We start from the raw sequence: 23,895 nt of genomic DNA, 5'->3' as shown, positions 1-23,895 counted from the left end.
CCTTGAGCTGGTAGAGATCGTCCTGAAGAAGGTATCTCCCTGGACTGACATCGACCAGACCGGGGTCGTTAAAGACACGAAAACTGTTTATCGTGCCAGGTCGTATGCCTACGCGGTGGGCGAACCCTTAAACTTCCGGCGGATGATCGGAGATATACCGTTTATCACATTCGCTACCTCGCGTCCGTCCAGCGCCGCCGTAAGGTTCGCCATGGTGGCCGTGAGCAGGCGTCCTGTGGACTCCGGCGTCACTCCGGCGGCGTGTGGCGACAGCAGCACCCCGTCGAGCTCGCGCAGCGGATCGCCGTCGGGCAGCGGCTCGACGTCGAACACGTCGAGCGCGGCGCCGCCGAGATGACCGCCGGTGAGCGCGGCGGCCAGCGCCGCCTGGTCGACGACCCCGCCCCTGGCCGCGTTGACCAGTAACGCCCCCTGCTTCAGCCGCCGGGGGTCGATGAGGCCGCGGGTCTCGTCGGACAGCGCGATCACCACGACGACCACGTCGGAGGTGGACAGCAGCGGCTCCAGCTCCTGGTAGCCGGGCTCCTCGCGGGGGGTGCGGGTCCAGTAGGACACCTCGCAGCCGAACGCCCGGAACAGCCGGGCGCAGGCCGCGCCGATCGGGCCGAAGCCGACGATGCCGACCTGCCGGCCGTGCAGCTCGCGCGGCTGGAGGCTCTGCTGCGGCCAGTGGCCCGCGCGGACGGCGGCGTCGGCCTCGGCGAGCTTGCGCGACAGGGACAGGGCGGCGGCCAGGCACCACTCGGACACCGCGACCGCGCTGACGCCCGCCGTGTTGGCCAGCGGCACGCCCGCGGCGGCCAGGGCGGTCAGGTCGTGGCCGTCGACACCGACCGAGGGCTGCTGGACGAAGGCCAGGCGGGGCGCGGCGGCCACCGCCTCCGCGTCGAGCGCCAGCCGCGCCGTCCAGTCGCCGAGCACGATCTCCGCCTCGGCCAGCGAGGCGAGGAGCGCGGCGCGGTCACGGACCGGCGGCACCCGCACGGCCACCCGGTCGCCGAGCGGCGCGAGCAGCTGCCGCAGCAGCTCCTCGGGGAGCGGCGGCAGCGCGAGCAGGTCCCAGGGCGACGTTGAACTCATGCGGCCACCGTAAAGCTGGCGATCACCTGCCGCATCAACCCCTGGTCTCGTTTCCACTGGGCCTCGGTGGCCGTCCACGACAGGATGTAGGCGGTGTCGCCGATCGCCACCGCCCGCCGGACCTCGTGATACTTCGTGCCCTGCGTGCTCCACGGCGCGTCGCCGGTCGCCCCCGCCGTGTAGGTGAACTCCCATTCCACGGCCTTGGTCCCCTGGTGCGTGACGGCCCTGCGGCGCAGGGTCTGGAGGTCCGTGGCGTTCTGCTCGAAGGTCTCCTGCGAGTCGCGGATGAGCTGGTTCGGGTCGAGGTTGACGTAGACGGCCTCGACGCCCAGGTGCGCGGCCCGGTCCCGGCGGGTCCACTCGGTGTACGCCTCCTTGCGCGCGCCCTTCCAGCCCACCGGCCGCATGATCGACCAACCGTCGGGCGACGTCCAGGCCCGTACCGTCGGCACGACCCTGGTGCGGGTGGGCGACGGGGTGGGGGTGGGCGTCTCGCTGGTCTCGGCGCTGGGCGTCGCCGTGCTCGGCGCGGCGCTGACCGCCATCGCGCTCGTCGTGACGACCGGCGCCCCTTCGGCCGCCCCGCTGAGCTTGAAGAACGCGAACCCGCCTCCCCCGACCACCAGCGCCGCCGCCGCAGCGACTGCGACGAGGGTACGACCACCGCCGCGGCGCTGCTTCGGCTCGACCACGACCCGGTCGTTGTTCGGCTGCTTGGCGGCGACGACGGCGGCCAGCAGCGCGTCGGCCTGCTCGGCGTTGACCCGTTCGTGCGGCTCCTTGCGCAGCAGCCCTTGCAGGGCCGGGTGCATGATCGGCGGGATCCGGCGGTAGTCCGGCTCGTCGCTCAGCAGCGCGTTCAGCGTTGCCATGGGATCGCCGCGCTCGAACGGCGACCGGCCGACCAGCGTGGCGTAGAGCGTGGCGCCGAGCGACCACAGGTCGGAGGCGGGCCCGGACTCGGCCGCGCGCACCCGCTCGGGAGCCAGGAAGCTCGGCGAGCCGGTCACCATCCCGGTCTGGGTGAGCGACGCGTCACCTTCGGCGGTGGCGATGCCGAAGTCGGTGAGCACGGCCCGGCCGTCGTCGGTGAGCAGGATGTTGCTCGGCTTGACGTCGCGGTGCAGGATCCCCTCCGCGTGCGCGGCTCGCAGCGCCGAAAGGACCTGCCGGCCCACGTCGGCCGCCTGCCGCACCGGAAGGGCTCCGGACGTGGCGACGACCTCCTCCACGGACGGGTACCGCACCAGCTCCATGATGATCCACGGCCGGCCGTCCTCCTCGACCACGTCGTAGATCGAGACGACCGACGGGTGGTTCAACCGCGCCGCCACACGTGCCTCACGGGCGGTGCGGAGGAGCTGCCGTTCCTGGTCCGCCCGAGGCAGTCCCGGGGGGAGGAGCACTTCCTTCACGGCGATCTGCCGGTTGAGCAGTGTGTCGCGGCCCTCCCAGACCACGCCCATACCGCCCCGCCCCAGTTCGCGCAGTAACTGGTAGCGCTTGGCGACCAGCCGGTTGCTATCCGAAACCATGTCCAACCCTTATAGACCCACCCGAACAGTGGGCAAGTTTCCCATACCTCGCGTATGTCTGCCTGAAGGTCGGGAAGGCGTCTTGCCACAGGTCACCGAATGTTGTTCTACTGGGGCCAGCCGAGTCGTAGGAGATGCCGATGTCCGAAGGCCGTCAGGGTCCGCTCTCCGGGGTCCGGGTGCTGGAGCTCGCGGGGCTCGCGCCGGGGCCGTTCGCCGGGATGATGCTCGCCGACCACGGCGCTGACGTGCTGCGCGTCGATCGCGTGGCCGCCGTGTCCGACGAGCCGCGCAAGGACGTCATGGACCGCGGCAAGCGCACCATCGGCCTGGACCTGAAGTCGCCCGAGGGCGTCGCCGCGTTCAAGGAGCTGGCCGGGCACGCCGATGTGGTGATCGAGGTGTTCCGGCCCGGTGTGGCGGAACGGCTCGGCATCGGCCCCGACGACCTCCACGCGGTGAACGAGCGGCTGATCTACGGCCGGATGACCGGCTGGGGACAGGACGGCCCGCTCGCCGCCACCGCGGGCCACGACATCGACTACATCGCGATCTCCGGCATCCTGTCGATGCTCGGCCGCGAGGGCGGCAAGCCGACGCCGCCGATCAACATCCTGGGCGACTTCGCCGGCGGCGGCCTCATGCTCGCGTACGGCGTCCTGCTCGCCCTGTTCGAGCGGGAACGCACCGGCAAGGGCCGGGTGATCGACGCGGCCATGGTCGACGGCGCCTCGATCCTGTTCGCGATGTTCTACCACGGCGTGCAGAGCGGCTTCTGGGGCCCGCGCGGCACGAACCTGCTGGACACGGGCGCCCCCCAGTACGACACCTATGAGACGGCCGACGGGGAGTTCCTGGCGGTCGGCTCGCTGGAGCCGCAGTTCTGGGAGGCGATGGTGACGCGGATGGGGCTGTCGGACCTGCCGGACCGTGGCGACAGGAAGCAGTGGCCCGCGCTCAGGGCGCGCCTGGCCGAGGAGTTCAGGTCGCGGACGCGGGCGGAGTGGGAGGCGGTGTTCGAGGGCTCCGACGCGTGCGTGTCGCCGGTCCTGTCCATGGCGGAGGCGGTACGGCATCCGCACAACGTGGCCAGAGGCGCCTTCGCCGACGTCGGCGGGCTCAGCCAGCCGGTCCCCGCTCCGCGCCTGCTCGGCGTGCCGGGCCAGGACCTCTCGCCCGCCACCCGGCTCGCCGACCTGTCCGCCTGGGGCCTGAGCGCCGAGGCGGCGGAGAAACTGCGCTCCCAGGGAGTGCTGGCCTGACCTGAGTGAGTTCCGGCCCGACATGAACCCCGACCTGAGGGAGTCCCGGCCCGACATGAACCCCGACCTGAGGGAGTCCCGGCCCGACATGAACCCCGACCTGCTCGACGGCGCCCTGTACGCGGGCGACCCCGCACCCGTCTACGCCTGGCTGCGCGCCCACTCCCCCGTCCACCACGACGCCGCGAACGGGCTGTGGGGCATCTCCCGGCACGCCGACATCTCGGCCATCGAACGCGATCCCGGGCTGTGGACCAGCACCGGCGGCTACCGCCCCCAGTTGCCGTCCGACCCGTCGATGATCGGCATGGACGACCCCGAGCACGCCGAGCACCGCCGCCTCGTCTACCGCCGCTTCACCCCGCGCCACGTCCACGAACGCTACGCCGGCCGCGTCCGCGAGGTCGTCACCGAGCTGATCGACCAGGCCCTGGAGACGGGCACCGTGGACGCCGTACCGGCTCTGGCCGCGCCGCTGCCCGCCCGCATGATCGGCTGGCTGCTCGGCTTCCCCGACGCGGACTGGCCGCGGCTCAAGCACTGGTCGGAGAGCACGATCGTGGCGGGCGGCGGCCTGCGTTACGTCACCCACGAGGCCGCGGTCGCGGCGGGCGAGTTCGGCGAGGCCGTGCTGGCCCTGGCCGAGGAGCGCCGCAAGTGCCCGGCCGACGACCTGGTGACCCTCTGGTCCGGCCGGGCCGCCTATGACGACGACCACCTGGCGAACGAGGCGCTGCTGCTGCTCGACGGCGGCGCGGAGACCACCCGTACGGTCATCGCGACCGCGATCGACGCGCTGATCCGCCATCCGGACCAGTGGCGGCTGCTGCGCGAGGACCCGGGCCGGATCGAGAACGCGGTGGAGGAGTTCATCCGCTGGACCACGCCGATACTCAACATGTGCCGCTCGGCCACCCGCGACACGGTCCTGCACGGGCAGCGCATCGGCCGCGGCCAGCAGGTCCTGCTCATGTACGGCTCGGCGAACCGGGACGAGGCGGTGTTCGACCGCCCGGACGTCTTCGACGTGACGCGGAAGGCGGGCGGGCACATCGCGTTCGGCCTCGGCACCCACTTCTGCCTGGGCGCGGCCCTGGCCCGGCTGGAGTTACGGATCTTCTTCGAGGAGTGGATCGACCGGGTGGGCTCGGCCGCCTGGGCCGACGACGCCGGTCCGCGTATCCTGCCCAACGCGTTCGTCCGCGGCGTCACGTCGTTTCCCGTCGTGCTCTCGCCGCGCGGGTGAACTGGTCGTCGAAGCGGCGGGGGAACGGCACCATCCGGTGCTTGTGCCGGTACGGCGCGGCCTGGCGTACCACGTTGAAACCGGCGGCCGACACGATGCGGCCGGCCGTGGCGAACAGCGGCCAGGCCGGACGGACGGCGAGATGCGCGACCTCGGCCGGCAGGCCGGGCGGGGCGGCGGGCGAGACGAGCACGAGGCGTGGGCTGAGCCCTTCCAGGGCGGCGCTCTCCCGCGCGTACGCCACCAGCTCCAGGATCTCTTCGGACGGCCCGGAATGCACGATCAGCCAGTCCCCGGGAGCCGTCACGCCCCACGGGCCCGGCGGGTCCTCAGGAGCCGTCACAGACGCCCGGCCCGGCGAAGCCGTCGCGGGCGGCCGGCCCGGCAGGTCTCCGGGAGCGATCGCGGGCGGGCCCGGCGGATCCCGAAGCGCCAGTGGGGCGATCCGATCCGAGACCGAGCGCAGGTACGCCAGGTGCGGCCCGCTCACCGGCTCGGCCAGCCACGTCTGGGCGAAGCGGAGCGGGCGGTCCGGGATCAGCGGCCGGTAGGCGTCCCAGCGCAGCAGCCTGGCCAGGTGCACGACCCGCACCCCCGGCGGCACCCCCGCCGCGTCCAGCTCGCCGTCGAGCCCGGCGGGGAAGGCGTCCACCACGATCTCGTCGGCCCGCGAGAGCGCGGCCGGATCACCCGGCCATTCGGTGAGGATCGTGGCCGCGGCGCCCGGATGGACGGTGTGCAGGTAGGCCCCGACCCGGGTGAGATGGCCGAGCCCGCCACCCCTGGCATAGCAGACGATCATGGCGGAGCAGACGACATGCGGCGCTGTCGAGCCGAGCGGACGATCATGCGCTCTCGCGGAACACCCGCAGGTAGCCCTCCGTCTCGGCGGCCACCGTGAAGTCTCTGCGTACCCGCTCGGCCGCCGCCGTGCCCAGCTTGGCGAGCTGTTCGTCCGTGGCCCGCGCGGCCCGGTCGACCGCCGCCCGGCACTCGTGCGGGTCTCCGGCTGCGAAGCGGAAGCCGATCTCGTCGTCGACCAGGTCGGCCAGCCCGCCCGCGTCGGAGGCGAGCAGCGGGACGCCGAGCGCCACGGCCTCCAGGGCAACGTTCGGCAGCCCGTCGTAGAAGGACGGCAGCGCGACCAGGTCGCAGGCGGCGTAGAGCGCGGGCAGCTCGTAGCGGTCGAGGAACGGCAGCCGCGTGTGCCCGGCGGGCACGGCCAAGTGCTCCTCCAGCTCCCCGACGAGCAACAGGTGGAACCGGTCGGCGTGCCCCGAGGCGGCCAGCGCGTCGAGCAGGAAGCCGACGCCCTTCTTGTTCTTGAGCTGCCCGATGAGCCCGATCGTGCGCCGGCCCGCGGCGGCCCGCCTGGCCAGGCCCGCCGCGCGTTCGGAGGGCAGGATCTGCCAGCTCGACGTGTCGATGCCGTTGGCCACCCACCGTACCCGCGCCTCCGGAACGAGCGCCGACACCAGCGGGGCGTGCCCGGAGGCCACCACGCACACCGTCGCCGAGGCGCGTAAGGCGTCGAGCAGGGCGCCCCTGCGGCGCAGCGAGAACACCCCGGTGTCGAAGTCGTTGCCACGCAGCAGCGTCACCAGCGGGGTACCGAGCCAGGCGGCCAGGATCGGGGCGCCGAGCATCGCGTACGTGCCGCCGAACGCCACCACGTGCGTGTACGACTCGCCGCGCAACGTCGTCCACAGCCGGCGCAGCGCGTGCTCGGGATTGTCCTCCAGCGGCACGGTGAGCAGCCGCCCGCCCCGCTCGCCGCCGATCTGCCACGGCCGGTCCCGCCTGGTCAGATGCGCGACGTCGATCTCCACGCCCGCCTCGCGCAGGCCCCTGACGATCCGGTCGCAGGACTCGGCCATGCCGCCCCTGCTCGGCGGGTAGTGCTCGGTGAGCCACAGCAGCCGCATCAGCTGTCCACGAAGTCGCGGTCGTCGCCGTCGCCGAAGTCACCGAAGTCGCCCTGGTCCTCGGGGTCGAAGGCGCCTCTGTCGTAGTCGTCGAACGAGCCGTACCAGCCGGGGTCCGAGTACGTGGACGAGGTGCTGTAGTAGTGGTGGCGGCGGAAGCCACTGGTCCACAGCGGGTCGTACGGGGAGCTGTACCCCTGGGCGGCCGCGCACTCGGGACAGACGCCGCCGGGAACGACATGCCGGTCGCAGATCGGTCTGCCGCACTGGCCGCAGGCGGCCACCGGCGCGCGGCCACAGCGGCCGAGCACGAAGAATCCGGTGCTCACCATGCACGGGGTCACGCGGCCCGCCTCCTCTGTTTCATCTGAACGACTTCGTCCATCGGAACGGCTCGGTCGCCGCCGTCATGATCACCCCGAGCTGGTCGCGGTCGGCGGGCAGCGGCACCTTGGCGGCGGCTCTGATCACGGTCTTGACGCCCGGCCGGACCTTCACCTGGATCCACCACGGCGGCGGGCCGCCCGGCCGCACCGGCGTCTGGCCCTTGGCCAGCGAGCGGCTGGTCCGGATCCGTTGTACGCCCTTCGTCTTGGTCTTGCTCTTGCGCTTGCCACGCGGGTTGACCTTGACGATGTGGCGGTATCTGACGACGTCGGTGACGGCCAGCGTGAGCACGCTGCCGTCACGCAGCTCCGAGCGGGCGCTGAGCCACGCGTCGGTCACCCACCACTGTTCGGCCCGGCGCACCGGCCGTACGACGGGCAGGGCCTGGCGCGGCCCGGTCTTGCCGGGGACGCCGTGGCCGCGCAGGTCGGCGGTGATGCCGACCATGCCGCGTCCGACGTCTTCGCAGAGCACCCTGATCAGCGGGACCAGCACGCTCTCCGTCCGTGCGGGCAGCCGCCACTTGCGCCTGCGGACGAGCGCGTCATGCCGGGCGAGGCTGTTCAGCAGCGCCGCCCACTCCGCCCTGGGCATCGTGGCCGACAGCGTGTGCTCCCAGATGAGGGCCTGGTGCAGAGGGTGGAACCCGGCGATAGCCGCTCGCGTCTTCCGCCAGAACATGGTGCGAAGCATTACACACGGTTGTAGACCTCGGCGAGCTTTGCCCGGGAATCGGCCCAGGTGGGCACCCTGCCGACGGCCCGCGCCGCCATCGCCCGCGCCTGGTCGGGGTACTCCAGGAGGATCCGGATCGCGCGGGCCAGCTCGGCGGGCCGGTCGGGCGCGACCAGCCGGCCGTCGTCCCCCAGGATCTCCCGTACGGCCGGCAGGTCGGAGGCGACGACCGGCGTGCCGGCGGCCATCGACTCCAGGATCTTGAGCGGGGCGCAGCCCTGGTCGAGGTTGCGCGGGCAGGCGGTGAGCGGGGCGGCGGACACGGCCGCGCCGGCCAGCCAGCCGGCCACCTCGTCGTGGGGCAGCGTGAACCGCCACACGATCCGCTCGGCCACGCCCAGGCGGTCGGCGAGGCGTTGGAGCGGTTTGGCGCGGCGTTCCGGGACGGAGGAGCAGACGACCAGGCGCAGGTCGGTCAGGTCGGCCAGCCTGGCGAAGGCACGCAGCAGCACGTCCACACCCTGCCAGCGCTGGAGGGCGCCCACATAGATGATGTAGTGCTCCGGCGCGCCAGGCGGCCTGGCGCGCGACACCGCCGACGCACCGGCCGTCGCCGCCGCCGCCGTCGTTGTCGTCGTCGGCGGCGACGACGACGACCCCGGCGCCGGGGTGACAGGGTCGGCGGCGTTCGGTACGAGGAACACCTTTTCCGGATTTATCCCCATGCTGCGGATGGCGTCGCCGATGACGCTCGATGGCACGACAACGGCGTCCGCCCGTTCCAGGCAGTGCGTCTCCAGCCGCCGCAACTTGGCCACCGTGGCGGGCGCCGCCTGCGGCCAGGTGTGCGGCAGCTCGATGGACGGCAGCCCGTTCACCTCGTACACCACCTTGTGCCGGTGGCCGAGCACCGGCAGCGCGCTCCACGGGTCACGCACGTGGACCAGCTCCAGCGTGTCCAGGTGCGGCGCGAGATGGCGGGCGACCCAGTGCGAGTACGCCTCGGCCCGGTCGATCAGGTTGGGGATCTGCTCGTCGAACCTGGCGATCTCGACGTCACCCTCTCGCTGGTAGCGCGGCAGCCCGCCCCCGCCCAGCACCCCCAGGAGCCCGCCGCCGAACCGGTCGAACAGTTCGGCCGCCATCTGCCCGATGTGCACCGCCGACCCCTTGCTCGAAGGGAACCGGTCGAAGGCGAAATAGGCGGCACGCACGGCGCGCAGTCTATTCGCGGCTTCCCGCCGGATATCTACTGGCGCACGCTCTCGTACGCCGAGTAGTCCTTCAACGCGATCGAGTCGTGCAGCCGTATGCCCTTGCTGCCGAGCTTGGTCACGGCCCTGCTCACCGCGACCGGCACGTGGCCGATCAGTCGCGCGGCCTGGGTGAGGGCCCACAGGTCGAACCGGGTGCCGGGCACGATCCGCTTGGCCGCCCCGACCGCGAACGCGCGGCTGCGCCGTACGTACTCGCCGATCTCGGCCTCGTAGGCGGGGAAGGCGCGCTCATGGTCACCGTGCGCGGCGGCCAGCTCGCCGGCCAGGATGTACGCCCCGACGACGGCCAGGCTGGTGCTGCCGCCCACGGCGGGCCCCGGGCAGTAGCCCGCGTCGCCGACCAGCGTCACCCGGCCGCGCGACCAGGTGTCCAGGCGTAGTTGGGTGATGGAGTCGAAGTAGAAGGCCGGGGTGCGGTCCAGCTCCGCCAGGAGCCGGGGGACCTCCCAGTCCATGCCCGCGAACCGCTCGCGCAGCAGTTCCTTCTGCCGGGCGACGTCGCGGTGGTGGTACTGGAGCTGCTCCGGCGTCCTGAACAGGAACAACGCACGCGCGTCGGCCAGGTGCGCCGCGCCGTACATCCCGGCCACCCGCCCGATGCCGGACAAGCCCTCCATACGGCCGTCGAGGCCGAGGTAGTTGGGCACCGAGAAGACGGCCAGGTAGGCGCCGATCCAGGTGGAGAAGCTCGACTCCGGGCCGAAGACCAGGCCGCGCACGTTCGAGTGCAGCCCGTCGGCGCCGACGACCAGGTCGAACCGCCGGTCCGCGCCGCGCTCGAACGTCACCGTGCCGTCCTCGCCGATGGCGGTGATGGAGTCGTCGAAGACGTACTCGACGTCGTCGCGGGTGGCGTCGTAGAAGATCTCGCTGAGGTCGTCGCGCATGATCTCGACGTGCCGGTCCGACACGGCCGTGAACACGCGCCGCAGGTCGACCTCCACGGCTCCCTCCGCGCCCTCGCGGTACATGGTGAGCCAGTTCGTGCCGGTCTTCCTGGCCAGGATCGGGTCGATCAGGCCCATCTTCTCGACGATGTCCATCGCGGGCCTGAACAGGTCGATCGCGTGCCCACCCGTCTTGCGGAGCGACGGGGCGCGCTCCACGACGGTCACGTCGAAGCCGTACCTGTTGAGCCAGTACGCCAGGGCAGGTCCGGCGACGCTCGCGCCGGAGATCAGGATCTGCATGGTGGCACCTCCTTACTTAACGGATGGTAAGCGAGCCGGATCGACGGGCGCAAGGGCTTACTTAACGATAGGTAAGGGATAGTCTTGGACCATGGCGAGGCCCAGTGACACCAAGGCGCGCATCCAGGCGGTGGCGCGCGAGTTGTTCGTCGAGCAGGGAGTGCAGAACACCAGCCTGCGGCAGATCTCCGACCGGCTGGGCATCACCAAGCCCGCCCTCTACTACCACTTCGCCTCACGCGACGAGCTGGTCAGGAGCATCATCCAGCCGCTGGTCGAGGACATGGAGCGGTTCGTGGCCACGCGCGGGTCCGGTGACGCGCGCGAGCTGCTCGAAGACTACTTCGACATGCTCTGGCGGCACCGCGACGTCACCGTCATGATCGTGCGGGAGATGTCCACGCTGGGCTATCTCGACCTGGGTGAGCGCATGTTCGACTGGCGGCGGCGGCTCATCACGCTGCTGCTCGGCCCGGACCCCGCCCCCGCCCGGCACATCCACGCGACCGTGGCGATCGGCGGGATGTCCGACTGTTCGGTGGAGTACGCCCACCTGCCCCTCGACGAGGTCAAACCGGCGGCGGTCGACGCCGCCGCCGCCGCGCTCGGCCTATGAGCCCTTGACCCGAGCCCGATCGGGGCTCGGGCTCGGGGAACGGCTAGTAGACGGCGACGTAGAGGTCGGCGCCACCACGGTGGTGCACCTCGAGGTCCGTCGTGAACGCCCGTGGGGGCGTGCCGCCCGACTCGGTGTGCTTCCACACCTGCTGCCAGGCCTCGACGATCGCCTGCGGCATCTGGCCGCGCGCCTCCACCCGCAGGGCCGTGCCCGCGGGCACGCGTACGGCGACCATGCCCTCGGGCAGCCTGGGCACCGTCCGGACGCCGATGCCGACGATCTGCGTGTAGGCGCCGTGCTGGTCGCTCTCGTAATCGGTCAGGACCGCGTAAAGGTTCTCGTCGACGCGTCCCGGGACGTGCGCGAACGCCCCGGGGGCGCCCGCTCGTTGCCACAGCACGGGCAGCTTCGCCCTGGCGGGGTCGATCTCGTCGGCGTTAGACGTACGTACCGCGATACCGACGACTGTCAGCTCGTTTCTCTCAGTGACCTCCACAGGCCCTCCATCCCCCCTCAGTTTCCTGGCCGATCATATGGCCACGAGACAGGGGAAACCCCTCGTTAGGGAGTCACCGCATAAGATGGACGAACGTGAAGTTCCTTAACGGCCTCGCGCCGCAATACGACTTGACGTACAGCGACGTGTTCATGGTCCCGTCGCGTTCCTCGGTCGGTTCCCGGCTCGCGGTCGACCTCTCGACGAACGACGGCACGGGCACCACCATCCCCATCGTCGTCGCCAACATGACCGCGGTCGCCGGCCGGCGCATGGCCGAGACCATCGCCCGCCGGGGCGGCATCACCGTGATCCCGCAGGACATTCCCATCGACGTCGTGGCGGAGGTCGTCGACTGGGTCAAGAAACGCGACCTGGTCCACGACACGCCGCTCACGCTGACCCCGCACGACACCGTCGGCGAGGCCATGCAACTGCTGCCCAAACGCGCCCACGGCGCGGTCATCGTCGTCGACTGGGACAACCGGCCGGTCGGCGTGGTCACCGAGGCCGACTGCCAGGGCGTCGACATGTACACGCAGCTCTCGCAGGTGATGTCCAGCGAGCTGCTGACGCTGCCGACCGGGCTGGAGCCGCGCGCGGCCTTCGACCGGCTGCACGGGGGCCGCCACCGCCTGGCGCCCATCGTCGACGCCGAAGGCCGCCTGGTCGGCATCCTGACCCGGACGGGCGCCCTGCGCGCCACGCTCTACCAGCCCGCGCTCGACGCCGCGGGCCGGCTGCGCATCGCGGCCGCCGTCGGCGTGAACGGCGACGTCGCGGCCAAGGCCAAGGAGCTGCTCGATGCCGGGATCGACTGCCTGGTGGTCGACACCGCGCACGGGCACCAGGAGAAGATGGTCTCCGCCCTGCGCGCGGTCCGGGCGCTCGACCCGGGCGTGCCGGTGGCGGCGGGCAACGTGGTGACCGCCGAGGGCGTGCGTGACCTGGTGGACGCGGGCGCGGACATCCTCAAGGTGGGCGTCGGCCCCGGCGCCATGTGCACGACGCGGATGATGACCGGGGTGGGGCGGCCGCAGTTCTCGGCCGTGCTCGAATGCTCGGCGGAGGCGCGCCGGCTGGGCCGGCACGTGTGGGCCGACGGCGGCGTCCGGCACCCGCGTGACGTGGCGCTCGCCCTGGCGGCGGGCGCGGCGAACGTGATGATCGGCTCCTGGTTCGCCGGGACGTACGAGTCTCCCGGCGACGCGCGTACCGACGCCGACGGGCGCAGGTACAAGGAGAACTTCGGCATGGCGTCGGCGCGGGCCGTGCGGCTGCGCACGGCGGAGGACAGCGCGTTCGATCGGGCCAGGAAGTCGCTGTTCGAGGAGGGGATCTCGACCTCGCGCATGTACCTGGATCCGCGGCGGCCGAGCGTGGAGGACCAGATCGACGCGATCGTGGCCGGGTTGCGGTCGTCGTGCACGTACGCGGGGGCGGCGAACCTGGAGGAGCTCCACGAGCGCGCCGTGGTCGGCATCCAGAGCGCCTCCGGCTACACCGAGGGCATGCCGCTCCACCAGAGCTGGTAGCGCGGAGCCTCAGGTGCGGCGCCAGCCGCCCGCCGCGTGGATCCCGCCGTCGACGTGCACCGTCGTGCCGGTCACGAACCTGGCCAGATCGCTGGCCAGGAACACCGCCGCGCCCGCCGCGTCGGCCGGCTCCCCGAGGTGCCCGAGCGGCGGCAGCCGTACCGGCTCGAAGGGCCCGTCCACCATCCGCTCCCGCACCTCGGTCTCGCCGTCGGTGGGCAGCCCGTCGGGCGCGATCGCGTTCACCCTGATGCCCAGGGGCGCGAACTCCAGCGCGAGCGACTTCGTCAGGCTCTCCACCCCCGCCTTCATGGCGGCGTAGACCGCGAACCCCGGCGCCGCCTGATGCGCTTCGCTGGAGGTCACGTTGATGATCGAGGCCCCGGCCCCCATCATCGGCAGCAGCCGCCGGATCATGCCGGTGACCTGCGTGAAGTTCTCCTCGATCAGGGTCCGCTCGCCGCGGACCGTGGTGTCGGCGAACGCGGCGTGGAACGTCCCGCCCGCGTTGTTCACCAGCACGTCGACCCGCCCCCACCGCTCCCGCACCGCCTGCGCGAACACCTCGACGGCGACCGGATCCCGTACGTCCAGCGTCATCGCGAACTCGCCGCCGTAGGACGGCTTGTCCCGGTCGCAGATCGCGACCAGAGCCCCGAATGCCGCGAACGTCTCCGCGATCGCCCGCCCGATCCCCCGGGCCGCCCCGGTGATGACGGCGACGCGCCCGGTGAGCAGGATCGCATCAGGAGAAAGGGCGGCCATGAACGCTGACCTTATCCCGACCGCATAGAGTCGTCGGGTTCATTCTGATCGCCAATTCTCGTCAACAGGAGCAATTCGTGGCACTCGAGAAGCCGGAAATCGACTTCCCCGGGGGCAACCCGCCCGCCGACCTGGAGATCACCGACATCGTCGTGGGTGACGGCCCCGAGGCCAAGCCCGGCCAGAGCGTCAGCGTCCACTACGTGGGCGTCGCGTTCTCGACCGGCGAGGAGTTCGACGCGTCGTGGAACCGCGGCAGCGCGTTCGACTTCCCGCTCGGCGGCGGGCGCGTCATCGCCGGCTGGGACCAGGGCGTGGCCGGCATGAAGGTGGGCGGCCGCCGCAAGCTGGTCATCCCGCCGCACCTCGGCTACGGCAGTAGCGGCGCCGGCGCCCGCATCAAGCCGAATGAGACGCTCATCTTCGTCGTCGACCTCCTGGCCGTCCGTTAACACGCCGGGGCGGGCCCCAGGCCCGCCCCGTCCCTTCGGGGGCCCAACACCGGACAAAATGCTGGTCTGCGCACGGCGGAATTGTCGGCGAAGTACGGCAACATAGGGCATGTGTTGTTGATCGACGTGGTGCGGGTTTCTGAGGCGGTGACACGCACGTCTGCCCGGCTCGGCAAGATCGGCCATCTGGCGGAGCTGCTCGGCCGGGTCGGCGCCGATGAGGCGGAGATCGCCATCTCCTACCTGTCGGGCGAGCTGCCGCAGCGCCAGGTGGGCGTGGGCTGGCGGACCCTGCAGGACCTGCCCCCCGCCAAGCTGGCCGCCACCGCCACCCTCACCGACGTCGACGCGCTGCTGTCGAGGATCAAGTCGGTCTCCGGCCAGGGTTCGCAGGCGGCGCGCAGGACGCTGGTCACCCAGCTGTTCGCCGGGCTGACCACCCAGGAGCAGGCGTTCATGCTCAGGCTGCTCGGCGGCGAGCTGCGTCAGGGCGCCCTCGACGGGGTGATGATCGAGGCGATCGCCAAGGCGTCGGGCGCGCCGTCCGCCGACGTGCGGCGGGCGCTGACGCTGCGCGGCTGGCTGCCGGCCGTGGGCGCGGCAGCGCTGGCCGGTGGGGTTGAGGCGCTGCGCGCGTTCAAGCTGGAGGTGGGCCGGGCGGTCTCGCCGATGCTGGCCGGCAGCGCGCCCAACATCGCCGCCGCGCTGGAGAAGGCGGGCGCGCCGGCCGCGCTGGAGTGGAAGCTCGACGGCGTACGCGTGCAGGCGCACCGCTCCGGCGACCAGGTCCGGGTGTTCACCCGCACGCTCGACGACATCACCGCCCAGGTGCCCGAGCTCGTGGAGGCGGTGCTCGGCCTGGCCTCCGACGACCTCGTGCTCGACGGCGAGGTGATCGCGCTGCGGCCCGACGGGCGGCCGCACCCGTTCCAGGTGACGGCGAGCCGGGCGTCGAGCAAGACCGACGTGCCGCGGCTGCGGGAGCGGACGCCGCTGAGCGTGTTCTTCTTCGACGCGCTGCGGGTCAACGGGACCGACCTGCTCGACCTGCCCTACTCCCTGCGCCAGGAGCTCCTCGCCGAGACCGTCATACCCGGCCTGCTCACGCCGCGGATCGTCACGGGTGACGTCTCGGAGGCGGAGAAGTACTTCACCGACGTGATCAAGGCCGGCCACGAGGGTCTGGTCGTCAAGTCGCTGGCCTCCCCCTACGCGGCCGGCCGCCGGGGGGCCGGGTGGATCAAGGTCAAGCCACGTCACACGCTCGATCTCGTCGTGCTCGCGGCCGAATGGGGCCATGGCCGCCGCGAAGGCAAGCTGTCCAACCTGCACCTCGGCGCCCGTGACCCGGAGAGCGGCGGGTTCGTGATGCTGGGCAAGACCTTCAAGGGCCTGACCGACGAGCTGCTCACCTGGCAGACCGAACGCTTCCTGGAGCTGGCCGAGGGGCCGGCCGACGAGTGGACGGTCAAGCTCCGTCCCGAGCTGGTGGTGGAGATCGCCTTCGACGGGGTGCAGCGGTCGCCGCGCTACCCCGGGGGGATGGCGCTGCGGTTCGCGCGGGTGCTGCGTTACCGGCCCGACAAGCGGGCGGTGGACGCGGACACGGTGGAGACGGTCCGCTCGCTCATGTTCTGAGTACGGCTTCCAGTACGACCGGTTAGTTCGGCATGCCCGAAAGTGCCGTCAACCTACCCCCAAGGTGACACAGTCCGCGTTCTCCGGATGTCCCAAGATCCCCGGCGTACGCTCAGCGTTCTGGCAAACTTGTGACCAAAGTGAGATATATCACTGAACGTCCCATTAAGTTGTCTTTACTTGCTGTTTGTCGCATATGTTCGTCCACGTTCGCGGGGCACCCGCCCTGCGTGTGGGATTGGCCGACGCGCACCCCCGATCAGCCCCCGACCTGGCCTTTCCCTGTCCTGTCCCCTAGCTAGGACTGTGGTTTACCTTGGGCCAGCACTCCGCCAAGCCGAGCCGTCCGAACCCGGAGCGTCAGGCTCCGAACAAGCGCCGTTGGGTCACCGTCGCGGCCGGCGCGGCCGTCGTAGCCGCCGCCTCGACCACCGCCTGGGCCGCCGTCGCCAACGACGACGCCCCCAAGACCGCCGCGGCACTGGACGTCGCGCCGTCCCCCACGTACACGAGGTCGGACCCCCCGTCCACAACCCCCCAGCCGAACAAGCCCAGCACCAAGTCGGCCACCCCCAAGCCGTCCGAACCCAAGACCACGGCCCTCCCCAAGGCCGCGGCGGCCCAGCCGAAGACCAAGCCGGCCGACGAAGCGAAGACCGTGCCCGTCCGCAAGGCGAAGACCGAGGCCGCCAAGCCGAAGACCCGCGTCATCAGTTCGGGCACCTGCGGCGCCTCCTACTACGACGAAGGGCAGATGACCGCCAGCGGCGAACGCTTCGACCCGTCCGCCATGACCGCCGCCCACAAGACGCTCCCGCTGGGCAGCAGGGTCCGCGTCACCAACCCGGCGAACGGCGATTCGGTCACGGTCCGCATCAACGACCGCGGTCCGTACGTGGGCGGTCGCTGCCTCGACCTCTCCTCGGCCGCCTTCTCCGCCATCGGCGACACGGGCGCCGGCGTCATGACGGTCAAGTACGAGGTCCTGGGCCGCTCCTGACGCCGAGTCCCGCAGTGCGTTAACCTCCACTCATGCATCACCTGTGTGACTGATCAGCAGCCGCCCGGCGCCAGACCCGCCGGGCATCCCGCGAAGCGATCCCCCCTTCGCCCGTCCGGCCTTCCCGGTCGGACGGCTCGGCTGCTTGGAGTCACCAGGTGTCATCCGTCCCTTCCCGCCTGCCCGGAATCGCGCTGCTCGCCCTGCTGCGCGGCAACCCCGACTTCCGCCGGCTCTTCCTCGCCTCGGCCCTCAGCCTGACCGGCGACTGGTTCACCTTCGTCGCCCTGAACGCCTTCGTCTATCACCGGACCGGCTCGGCCGGGCTGACGGCTCTGCTGTTCGCCGTCGAGTCGCTGCCCGGCATCCTGCTGATGCCGCTCATCGGCTCGCTGACCGACCGCCTGGACCGCCGCCGCCTGCGCATCGTCTGCGATCTCGCCGCCATCGTCCCCCTCGCGGGCCTGCTGGCCGCCTTCCACCTGGGCTCGGTCCCCCTGGCGCTGGTCTCGCTGGCCGTGCTGTCGGTGTCGGCCGCGGTGTCGAGCCCGATCCCCGAGGTCGTCCTGCCCCACCTCGTCGCCCCCGACCGGCTGCCCCTCGCGCAGGCCACGCTCGGCAGCCTCTACTCCTCCAGCCTGCTGCTCGGCGCCGGGCTCGGCGGGCTGGTCACGGCCGCCTGGGGCAGCACGGCCACCCTGCTGATCGACGCCGTCTCCTTCGCCGCGTCCGCCGTCCTCATCGCCCGCATCCGCCGCCCGTTCTCCACCGGCCCGGTGACCCGCCGCATGCGCGTACGTACCGACACTTCCGAACTGTGGCGCTTCATCCGTGACACCCCTACCGTGTCGGCCCTGCTCTGGCTGACGGCGGCGCTGCGCCTGTGTTACGGCATCGTCGGTCTCCTGCCCGTCTACGCGCTCGAACGGTTCGGCGCCACCGACGCCGGAATCGGCGTCCTGTACCTGGCGCAGGGGGTCGGCTCCGTGCTCGGGCCGTTCCTGGGCCGGCGACTGATCGGCACGTCACCGCTGACCGGGCCGTGGTCGCGGCGGCGGCTGCTGGTGCCGGGCGGCGCTCTCGCGGTGTTCGGGCTGGGCTACCTCGCCCTGGCCCAGGCCGGCAGCCTGTGGACGGGCATACCCGCCGCCATGGCCGGTCACCTCGGGGTGGGCGCCTGCGCGATCCTGGCCATCAACGGGCTGCAACTGGCCAGCCCCGACCACATCCGCGGGCGGGTGATGGTCACGGCGTTCGGGCTGTCGTCGGGGTTGCAAGGGGTGTCGTCGCTGGCGGTGGCTCCGCTGACCGTCGCGTTGGGCATGACCGGGGCCACCCGGCTGCTCGGCGTGCTCGCCGTCGGCTTCGCCCTGGTGTGGCTCCTGTACGCGCTCCGTCTGCCCGAACCCGGTGAGTGAGGTGGCCCTCGCCGAGCAACTACACTTCCGACGCACCAAGGGGGAATGGCGTGATTCGGATTCTGCTCGCGGAGGACATGCACATCCTTCGCGAAGCGCTGGTCGAGTTGCTGTCGCTCGAGGACGACCTCACGGTGGTCGCGGGGGTCGCCTCGGGTCTGGAGATCGTGCCGGCCGCGCTGGAGCACCGGCCCGACGTGGCCGTGATCGACATCGACCTGCCAGGACTCGACGGCATCTCCGCGGCTGCCGAGCTACGCGAGCTGCTGCCCGATTGCCGCGTCCTGATCTTGACGGCGCTGACCAAGCCGGGCACCCTGCGCAGGGCACTCGGCGCGCGGGTGGCTGGATTCGTCCCGAAAGATATCCGCCCGGCCGAACTGGCCGCGGCGATCAGGACCGTGGCCGCCGGTGGCCGGGTGGTGGACCCGGCTCTGGCCTTGGGGGCGTTGGAGGCGCCGGAGAGCCCGCTCTCCCAGCGGGAGACCGAGGTGCTGCGCATGTCGGCGAGCGGGGCCCAGCCCGCCGAGATCGCCGAGCGGCTCTTCCTGACCTACGGCACGATCCGCAACTACCTCGCCTCAGCCGTCACCAAGCTGGGAGCCCGCAACCGGGTGGACGCCATCCGGATCGCCACCGAGTCCGGCTGGATCTGAACCGAACTCGGCGATCACCTCGAACCTTCCCCCGGGGTGACGCGCCACCGCCAATCGCCCGCCGGTGCGCTGCGCGATGCTGCCGAGCCCGGACCCGTGCCGCCCCGGCTCCGTCTCCGTGAGGGAGCCGTCGTTGACCACGCGCAACCGTACGAGACCGTCAGTGCCGGAGATGGTCATCTCGCAGGTCCGGGCCTGGCTGTGCCGCAGGACGTTGGTGACGGTCTCGCGGAGCGCGGTGGCCACCGCCGTGTCCACCTCGGCCGGCAGAGGGCCCGTCTCGACCTGTGCCGCCGCCTCGATTCCGGCGGCCGTCAGCACCTCACGCGCCGCGTCGAGCTCGGCCGCCAGCCGCAGTTCGACCCGGTCGCCGGCGATGGACTCCAGCTCCACCAGCGCTCGTTCGACCAGCGCCACGAGCGCGGCGAGCTCGGTCCTGGCCCGGTCGGGGTCCGTCTCCAGCAGCCGTTCGGCCAGCTCGCCCTTGAGCGCGACCGCCGACAGGCTGAAACCGAGTACGTCGTGCAGGTCGCGCGCGACCCGGGTCCGTTCCCGCCGTACCGCGGCCTGGGCGAGCTCGTGCCGGGCCCGGTCCAGTACGGTGATCAGCCCGGTGAGGCGCCCCAGGCTGTACACCAGCCAGGCGAGCATGACATGACCGCCGAAGGAGGCGAGCACGTTCGGGAGGGGATAGCCGCGCGTGGCGGCCTCGTACAGGAGCCAGGCCAGGTGCCCGGCCAGGACGACACCGGCGAGCGCCCACGATCGAGGCGGTCGTACGGTGAGCAGGACCTTGCCGGTGAAGAAGCTCAGCACGCGGTCCCAGGAGCCGGGGATGGCCGCGAGGGGAAGCAGGAACAGCAGGCCCTGCAGGACGAACGTGGCCCGGTTCTGCGGCAGGACCTGCAGGATCACGATCCCGATGAGCCCGAGCAGCGCCCAGGCCAGCGTCGTCGGACCGGCCTCGTCCACGTAGTAGAGGTTGATCAGCACGAGCACGCACTGGATGAGCAGCACCGCGAGCAGGACGAACCGCGCCAACCGTGGTGACTCGATCCGCGCCGGGGGCTCGGCGATCGTGGTGGCACGGTAGGCGCCGGCGGTCGCCCGCACCTCCGCCAAGGTCCGCCGGGCGAGCCCGACACCCTCGCGGATGTCATGCCGGGCGTCCACCGGCTCTTCCCGAGCCGCTTTCCGCATCCGGAACGCGATCGCCCGCAGCTTCCCGCCCAGGACGTTCCGCAGCTCGCCGTCCAGCCGCAGGCGTTCCCTGACCAGCGCCAGGCGGGCCAGTTCTCCCCGGGTGTCGTGCAGCCGCCGCGCCGTACCGAGGAGCGCGGCCAGGCTGAACACGATGAGACCGTCGTCCGCCGTGACGATCATGAACCAGATCGAGTCGTAGACCCCGTATCCGAGCAGAGCGGCCGCCGTACCGGTGGCGGCCAGGACAAGGGCGAACAGCGGCCACGCCGGTCGCGCCGGGAGCACGCACAGCACGCCGGCCGCCACCGTCCACGGCATCCAGTCCCACCCCGTCCCGACCACGAGGAAGGGCAGCAGGTAGAGCAGCACCAGCGCCGACAGCAGCCCGTGCCGGACGGCCGGGCGCCAGCGTCGCGCCAGGATCGCGATCAGCGGCGGATACGACGCCATCGTCAGCAGCAACGCGAGCGGGGTGGCGTCGCGCCACACCCCGCTCATCGTGCGGATGTAGACCAGAATGCCGAACGACGCCCACAGCATGCCGCCGGCGAGCCGCAGCGGGAGGTCGTCAGCGGTCCGCGCCACTCAGCTCTCCCGATGAACCATGCAAAATGCATACCCGCCTGGTTACAGGGACACTATCGGCACCTTCCCGGCCACTGTCACCCTTTGCGTGGGAAATCACCCACATGATCGTCGCGACAAGAATTGGGCACACGCTGATGGAACCCACCGAGATTCTGCCGGTCATCGCGATCGTGTCGCTGGTCACGGTCGAGTTCGGCGGGCACGCGCTGCTGCGCTTCATCACCACCGATCACGAGAAGCTGGGCGAGTTCCGCGAGCGGTTCTTCCGTGCCGGCCACGCGCACGCCGGGGTGTTGCTGCTGCTGTCCCTGGTCTACCTGCTCTACCTGCCCCGCGCCGGTTTCTCCGCCGGCCTGGAGTGGCTGGCCGGCGGGGTCCTGCTGGCGGGGGTGCTGGCGCAGTCGGGTGGGTTCTTCCTGCATCTGGCCGTCGGCGCGCAGGGCGCCCGTTCGTCCGGCACGATGGTCACGAGAATCGGGGGCCTGCTCCTCGCCGTCGCGCTGATCACCCTGGCCGTCGGCCTCATCGGTGCCGCATAGACCTATGACCTGATGGGAGACATGATGATCTTAGTGACCGGCGCCACCGGCAATATCGGCTCACCCCTGGTGGCCACTCTGGCCCAGGCCGGGCAGCGGGTACGCGCGCTGGTACGCGACCCGGGGGCCGTCACACTGCCCACCGGCGTCCAGCCCGTCACCGGCGACCTGAACCAGCCCGACAGCCTGGCCGATGCCCTGACCGATGTGCGGGGAGTCTTCTTGCTGCCGGGTTACGCGGACATGCCCGGTCTGCTGGCCCACATACGCCGAGCAGGGGTGCAACGGGTTGTGCTGCTGTCAGGGGGCTCGGCCGCGAACGCGGACATGAGCAATGCGGTCTCCCGGTACATGGCGCTCTCCGAGAGCGCCGCGCGGGAGTCGGGTGTGCCCTGGACGTTCCTGCGGCCCCGGGCGTTCATGTCCAACGCGCTGCGCTGGCTGCCGCAGCTTCGGACCGGTGACCTGGTACGCGTACCGTTCGCCGGGGTGGCGGCCGCCGCCATCGACCCCGCCGACATCGCGGCGGTCGCGGCCCTGGCGCTGACCGGCGATGGGCATGAGGGCCGGATCTACGAGCTGACCGGCCCGGACTCGCTGCGGCCCGCGGACCAGATCGCCGTGCTGGCCAAGGTGCTGGGCAGGGACCTGCGCTGCGAGGGACTGTCCGATGAGGAGGCTCGGGCTGAGATGGAGGCGAGCATGCCGGTCGAGTACGTCGACGCCTTCTTCAGCTTCTACGTCGACGGCACGCTCGATGAGTCGCAGGTCCTGCCGACCGTGCGAGAGGTGACCGGCCACCCGCCCCGCACCTTCGAACAGTGGGCGGAGGCACACGCCGAAGCCTTCCGCTGAGCACGATCCGGCGGTCAGTCCCGTTCGGGCACGGCCATCTCGCCGAGGAGGGACCAGTCGTCCTGAGGCACGGTCGCGTTCACGATGCGCGGCGTCTCGGCGAGGTAGGGCGGCAGGGTCTGCTGAGCCTTCCTGAAGTGCTCCGACTGGACGTGCGCCGCCCCGGCCTCGCCATCGCGGAACGCCTCGACCAGCACGTACTCGGCCGGATCCGCCAGACTGCGCGACCAGTCGAACCACAGGCAACCAGGCTCGTCACGGGTCGCCTGGGTGAATTCGCCGGCTATCTCGGGGAACCGGTCGGCGTGCTCGGGCAGGACGCGGAACTTCGCGGTGATGAAGATCATGAGACCATTCTTCCAGGTCGAGGCCGAGAAACGCAGAAGCTCGTGCGGTCGGCTGACGTCAAAGCAAGCATTGACGTCAGCCGGCGGCACGAGCCCGCAACTCCCTGCTACTTCACCAGGCGAATCGTCATGGGATAGCGGAACGGATTCTCCGAAAGCGCCGAAATGCCACCGGCGATGGACAGAACAACCGCCGCCACCCAGATGACCGGGAGGAGCACTATCCCGATCACGGTGAACGGCAGCAGGAACGTCGCCCCCAGCACGGTGAGCTGGAAGTTCAGCGCCTCCATCGCGTGCCGTCGGATGTACGGCGACGTCTTGCCGCCCGTCAGCAGCAGAATCAACGGACCGACGATCGGGAACCCCACCAGCGTCAGCAGATGAGCCGCCGAAGCCCCGAGCCGTTCGTTGCTCTCCGTCGGCGCCTCCGGCCGAACCGGCGCGGGCATCGGCCGGATCCTGGGGACGGCGCTCGCGCCGTACAGCTCCGTCATGATGGGCATCAGGTCACCGTGCGTACGCGCGGTCATCGCGCGTTCCAACCGGTCGTCGAACTCGAGCTTGTCGAACCGGCCCTCCGCGTACGCGGCCTGGACGTGCTCGACCACGTGCTCACGGTCCTGGTTGGTGACGCGCAGATGAGCGGGCGGCACCTGTCCCGGGCCCGGGGGTCTGGGTACCCCAGCCATAACAGCCATGCCTCTCCTTAGAATCGGGCAGTCACCATCCATACTGAACCGCCGCACGTCATCGTGGCCATCCGGAGAATCCCCGATGTGTCCCCTAGATCACCCCGACGCGCGCGGCCGTTTGACGGTATAAAAAGGACTCATGAGATGGCGAGACCGCTACGGCATTCGGCGGCTGCGCGGTTCCAAAATCGCGAAGTTCGACCGGGAAGCCACTGACGCCGATATCGAAGCGCTCATCGCCTTCGCCAAATCACGGCGAGGCGTCGAGTTCTTCGTCGAGCCGGAGACCTTCGCGACGGACACCACGGCCGTCGCCGTGGCCGACGACGGCGAGTGGACCCGCCGCCGGGTCGGCTCCCCCGCTGTGATCCACAAGGTCGCCCGAGACCTCGCCCTGCCGGTGTACGACGTCCAGATCATGGGCTACCCACCACGGATGCGCGCGTACAACGAACGGCGGCGTCGCGAGGAAAATCTGTAACCGTCGC

25 protein-coding genes are annotated in these 23,895 nt (G+C 71.1%); 12 read left to right on the top strand and 13 right to left on the bottom strand.

The genetic code is table 11. From position 1 onward, the window contains the following. Nucleotides 1-108: 108 nt before the first annotated feature. Together KME78_RS27130 and KME78_RS27125 are read right to left on the bottom strand one after the other, a co-directional pair. The gene (locus KME78_RS27130) at nucleotides 109-1,101 is read right to left on the bottom strand and encodes an NAD(P)-dependent oxidoreductase (protein ID WP_219532177.1); all 993 of its coding nucleotides are present in this window, start codon (nucleotides 1,099-1,101) and stop codon (nucleotides 109-111) included. Next, on the bottom strand, nucleotides 1,098-2,639 hold the full coding sequence (locus KME78_RS27125; protein ID WP_219532176.1) for a serine/threonine-protein kinase: 1,542 nt from the start codon (nucleotides 2,637-2,639) through the stop codon (nucleotides 1,098-1,100). Before KME78_RS27125 ends, KME78_RS27130 begins: the two co-directional genes overlap by 4 nt. Before the next feature lie 140 nt (nucleotides 2,640-2,779). Between KME78_RS27125 and KME78_RS27120 the strand changes: the two genes are divergently transcribed. Next, nucleotides 2,780-3,901 carry a CaiB/BaiF CoA transferase family protein gene (locus tag KME78_RS27120; RefSeq protein WP_219532175.1) on the top strand — a complete coding sequence of 374 codons (1,122 nt, stop codon included), beginning with the start codon at nucleotides 2,780-2,782 and terminating at the stop codon, nucleotides 3,899-3,901. 22 nt (nucleotides 3,902-3,923) lie between these two features. Continuing rightward, nucleotides 3,924-5,147, top strand: a complete 1,224-nt coding sequence (locus KME78_RS27115; RefSeq protein ID WP_219532174.1) for a cytochrome P450 — start codon at nucleotides 3,924-3,926, stop codon at nucleotides 5,145-5,147. On the opposite strand, the gene KME78_RS27110 is transcribed toward KME78_RS27115, so the two are convergent. From KME78_RS27110 to KME78_RS27085, 6 genes are read right to left on the bottom strand one after another with little or no spacing between them, the layout of a single operon-like run. After that, nucleotides 5,110-5,949 carry a hypothetical protein gene (locus KME78_RS27110; protein ID WP_219532173.1) on the bottom strand — a complete coding sequence of 280 codons (840 nt, stop codon included), beginning with the start codon at nucleotides 5,947-5,949 and terminating at the stop codon, nucleotides 5,110-5,112. The two genes, KME78_RS27115 and KME78_RS27110, sit on opposite strands and share 38 nt — an antisense overlap. Nucleotides 5,950-5,992: 43 nt before the next feature. After that, on the bottom strand, nucleotides 5,993-7,072 hold the full coding sequence (locus tag KME78_RS27105; protein ID WP_246651927.1) for a glycosyltransferase family 4 protein: 1,080 nt from the start codon (nucleotides 7,070-7,072) through the stop codon (nucleotides 5,993-5,995). Next, nucleotides 7,072-7,416, bottom strand: coding sequence for a hypothetical protein (locus KME78_RS27100; protein WP_219532172.1), 345 nt, complete (start codon nucleotides 7,414-7,416; stop codon nucleotides 7,072-7,074). Before KME78_RS27100 ends, KME78_RS27105 begins: the two co-directional genes overlap by 1 nt. Nucleotides 7,417-7,435: 19 nt before the next feature. Continuing rightward, nucleotides 7,436-8,140 (bottom strand): hypothetical protein, encoded by a 705-nt coding sequence (locus KME78_RS27095; RefSeq protein WP_219532171.1) that lies wholly within the window; start codon nucleotides 8,138-8,140, stop codon nucleotides 7,436-7,438. Between the two features lie 11 nt (nucleotides 8,141-8,151). Next, nucleotides 8,152-9,348, bottom strand: coding sequence for a glycosyltransferase (locus tag KME78_RS27090; protein WP_308127148.1), 1,197 nt, complete (start codon nucleotides 9,346-9,348; stop codon nucleotides 8,152-8,154). 35 nt (nucleotides 9,349-9,383) lie between these two features. Further along, nucleotides 9,384-10,601 (bottom strand): FAD-dependent monooxygenase, encoded by a 1,218-nt coding sequence (locus tag KME78_RS27085; protein ID WP_219532170.1) that lies wholly within the window; start codon nucleotides 10,599-10,601, stop codon nucleotides 9,384-9,386. Nucleotides 10,602-10,692: 91 nt separating this feature from the next. Between KME78_RS27085 and KME78_RS27080 the strand changes: the two genes are divergently transcribed. Further along, complete coding sequence (locus tag KME78_RS27080) at nucleotides 10,693-11,217, top strand: TetR/AcrR family transcriptional regulator (RefSeq protein ID WP_219532169.1); 525 nt, start codon at nucleotides 10,693-10,695, stop codon at nucleotides 11,215-11,217. Between the two features lie 43 nt (nucleotides 11,218-11,260). On the opposite strand, the gene KME78_RS27075 is transcribed toward KME78_RS27080, so the two are convergent. After that, on the bottom strand, nucleotides 11,261-11,716 hold the full coding sequence (locus KME78_RS27075) for a GyrI-like domain-containing protein (RefSeq protein ID WP_219532168.1): 456 nt from the start codon (nucleotides 11,714-11,716) through the stop codon (nucleotides 11,261-11,263). Between the two features lie 95 nt (nucleotides 11,717-11,811). Between KME78_RS27075 and KME78_RS27070 the strand changes: the two genes are divergently transcribed. Beyond that, on the top strand, nucleotides 11,812-13,251 hold the full coding sequence (locus KME78_RS27070; protein WP_219532167.1) for a GuaB1 family IMP dehydrogenase-related protein: 1,440 nt from the start codon (nucleotides 11,812-11,814) through the stop codon (nucleotides 13,249-13,251). Between the two features lie 9 nt (nucleotides 13,252-13,260). On the opposite strand, the gene KME78_RS27065 is transcribed toward KME78_RS27070, so the two are convergent. Continuing rightward, nucleotides 13,261-14,016: an SDR family NAD(P)-dependent oxidoreductase gene (locus tag KME78_RS27065; RefSeq protein WP_219532166.1), complete on the bottom strand. Its 756-nt coding sequence runs from the start codon at nucleotides 14,014-14,016 to the stop codon at nucleotides 13,261-13,263. A gap of 77 nt (nucleotides 14,017-14,093) precedes the next feature. Between KME78_RS27065 and KME78_RS27060 the strand changes: the two genes are divergently transcribed. From KME78_RS27060 to KME78_RS27040, 5 genes are all read left to right on the top strand, one after another. Beyond that, nucleotides 14,094-14,468 (top strand): FKBP-type peptidyl-prolyl cis-trans isomerase, encoded by a 375-nt coding sequence (locus KME78_RS27060; RefSeq protein ID WP_219532165.1) that lies wholly within the window; start codon nucleotides 14,094-14,096, stop codon nucleotides 14,466-14,468. Between the two features lie 111 nt (nucleotides 14,469-14,579). Then, entirely contained in the window at nucleotides 14,580-16,106 is a 1,527-nt protein-coding gene (locus KME78_RS27055) for an ATP-dependent DNA ligase (RefSeq protein WP_219532164.1), read from the top strand. Between the two features lie 316 nt (nucleotides 16,107-16,422). Beyond that, on the top strand, nucleotides 16,423-17,106 hold the full coding sequence (locus KME78_RS27050) for a septal ring lytic transglycosylase RlpA family protein (protein ID WP_219532163.1): 684 nt from the start codon (nucleotides 16,423-16,425) through the stop codon (nucleotides 17,104-17,106). Nucleotides 17,107-17,264: 158 nt separating this feature from the next. Further along, complete coding sequence (locus tag KME78_RS27045) at nucleotides 17,265-18,524, top strand: MFS transporter (protein WP_219532162.1); 1,260 nt, start codon at nucleotides 17,265-17,267, stop codon at nucleotides 18,522-18,524. Nucleotides 18,525-18,574: 50 nt separating this feature from the next. After that, nucleotides 18,575-19,180 carry a response regulator transcription factor gene (locus tag KME78_RS27040; protein ID WP_219532161.1) on the top strand — a complete coding sequence of 202 codons (606 nt, stop codon included), beginning with the start codon at nucleotides 18,575-18,577 and terminating at the stop codon, nucleotides 19,178-19,180. Here the strand turns inward: KME78_RS27040 and KME78_RS67325 are convergent. Beyond that, complete coding sequence (locus KME78_RS67325) at nucleotides 19,106-20,968, bottom strand: sensor histidine kinase (RefSeq protein WP_219532160.1); 1,863 nt, start codon at nucleotides 20,966-20,968, stop codon at nucleotides 19,106-19,108. The genes KME78_RS27040 and KME78_RS67325 overlap by 75 nt on opposite strands. Nucleotides 20,969-21,105: 137 nt before the next feature. Here KME78_RS67325 and KME78_RS27030 point away from each other — a divergent pair, with 137 nt between their 5' ends. Further along, nucleotides 21,106-21,510: a hypothetical protein gene (locus tag KME78_RS27030; protein WP_219532159.1), complete on the top strand. Its 405-nt coding sequence runs from the start codon at nucleotides 21,106-21,108 to the stop codon at nucleotides 21,508-21,510. 21 nt (nucleotides 21,511-21,531) lie between these two features. Next, nucleotides 21,532-22,365, top strand: coding sequence for an NAD(P)H-binding protein (locus tag KME78_RS27025; protein WP_219532158.1), 834 nt, complete (start codon nucleotides 21,532-21,534; stop codon nucleotides 22,363-22,365). Nucleotides 22,366-22,379: 14 nt separating this feature from the next. Here KME78_RS27025 and KME78_RS27020 read toward each other — a convergent pair whose 3' ends face one another. Then, a complete protein-coding gene (locus KME78_RS27020; protein WP_219532157.1) occupies nucleotides 22,380-22,712 on the bottom strand; it encodes a putative quinol monooxygenase in 333 nt (110 codons plus the stop codon). A gap of 107 nt (nucleotides 22,713-22,819) precedes the next feature. Beyond that, on the bottom strand, nucleotides 22,820-23,413 hold the full coding sequence (locus tag KME78_RS27015; RefSeq protein WP_246651926.1) for a DUF1707 and DUF4870 domain-containing protein: 594 nt from the start codon (nucleotides 23,411-23,413) through the stop codon (nucleotides 22,820-22,822). Between the two features lie 133 nt (nucleotides 23,414-23,546). Between KME78_RS27015 and KME78_RS27010 the strand changes: the two genes are divergently transcribed. Further along, on the top strand, nucleotides 23,547-23,888 hold the full coding sequence (locus KME78_RS27010) for a hypothetical protein (protein ID WP_214642774.1): 342 nt from the start codon (nucleotides 23,547-23,549) through the stop codon (nucleotides 23,886-23,888). The last annotated feature ends 7 nt before the right edge of the window (nucleotides 23,889-23,895 follow it).

It is taken from the genome of Nonomuraea guangzhouensis, assembly GCF_019396345.1.
In the GTDB taxonomy this organism is placed as follows: Bacteria; Actinomycetota; Actinomycetes; order Streptosporangiales; family Streptosporangiaceae; genus Nonomuraea; species Nonomuraea guangzhouensis.
The sequence above is the reverse complement of the archived record's forward strand: the minus strand, read 5'-3'. Positions and strand labels throughout refer to the sequence as shown.

Coding starts and splice junctions, on each gene's coding strand:
- KME78_RS27130 (WP_219532177.1), bottom strand. CDS start 1,101: ATGAGTTCAACGTCGCCCTGGGACCTGCTCGCGCTGCCGCCGCTCCCC.
- KME78_RS27125 (WP_219532176.1), bottom strand. CDS start 2,639: ATGGTTTCGGATAGCAACCGGCTGGTCGCCAAGCGCTACCAGTTACTG.
- KME78_RS27120 (WP_219532175.1), top strand. CDS start 2,780: ATGTCCGAAGGCCGTCAGGGTCCGCTCTCCGGGGTCCGGGTGCTGGAG.
- KME78_RS27115 (WP_219532174.1), top strand. CDS start 3,924: ATGAACCCCGACCTGAGGGAGTCCCGGCCCGACATGAACCCCGACCTG.
- KME78_RS27110 (WP_219532173.1), bottom strand. CDS start 5,949: ATGATCGTCTGCTATGCCAGGGGTGGCGGGCTCGGCCATCTCACCCGG.
- KME78_RS27105 (WP_246651927.1), bottom strand. CDS start 7,072: ATGCGGCTGCTGTGGCTCACCGAGCACTACCCGCCGAGCAGGGGCGGC.
- KME78_RS27095 (WP_219532171.1), bottom strand. CDS start 8,140: ATGTTCTGGCGGAAGACGCGAGCGGCTATCGCCGGGTTCCACCCTCTG.
- KME78_RS27085 (WP_219532170.1), bottom strand. CDS start 10,601: ATGCAGATCCTGATCTCCGGCGCGAGCGTCGCCGGACCTGCCCTGGCG.
- KME78_RS27080 (WP_219532169.1), top strand. CDS start 10,693: ATGGCGAGGCCCAGTGACACCAAGGCGCGCATCCAGGCGGTGGCGCGC.
- KME78_RS27065 (WP_219532166.1), bottom strand. CDS start 14,016: ATGGCCGCCCTTTCTCCTGATGCGATCCTGCTCACCGGGCGCGTCGCC.
- KME78_RS27030 (WP_219532159.1), top strand. CDS start 21,106: ATGGAACCCACCGAGATTCTGCCGGTCATCGCGATCGTGTCGCTGGTC.
- KME78_RS27025 (WP_219532158.1), top strand. CDS start 21,532: ATGATGATCTTAGTGACCGGCGCCACCGGCAATATCGGCTCACCCCTG.
- KME78_RS27020 (WP_219532157.1), bottom strand. CDS start 22,712: ATGATCTTCATCACCGCGAAGTTCCGCGTCCTGCCCGAGCACGCCGAC.
- KME78_RS27015 (WP_246651926.1), bottom strand. CDS start 23,413: ATGGCTGTTATGGCTGGGGTACCCAGACCCCCGGGCCCGGGACAGGTG.
- KME78_RS27010 (WP_214642774.1), top strand. CDS start 23,547: ATGAGATGGCGAGACCGCTACGGCATTCGGCGGCTGCGCGGTTCCAAA.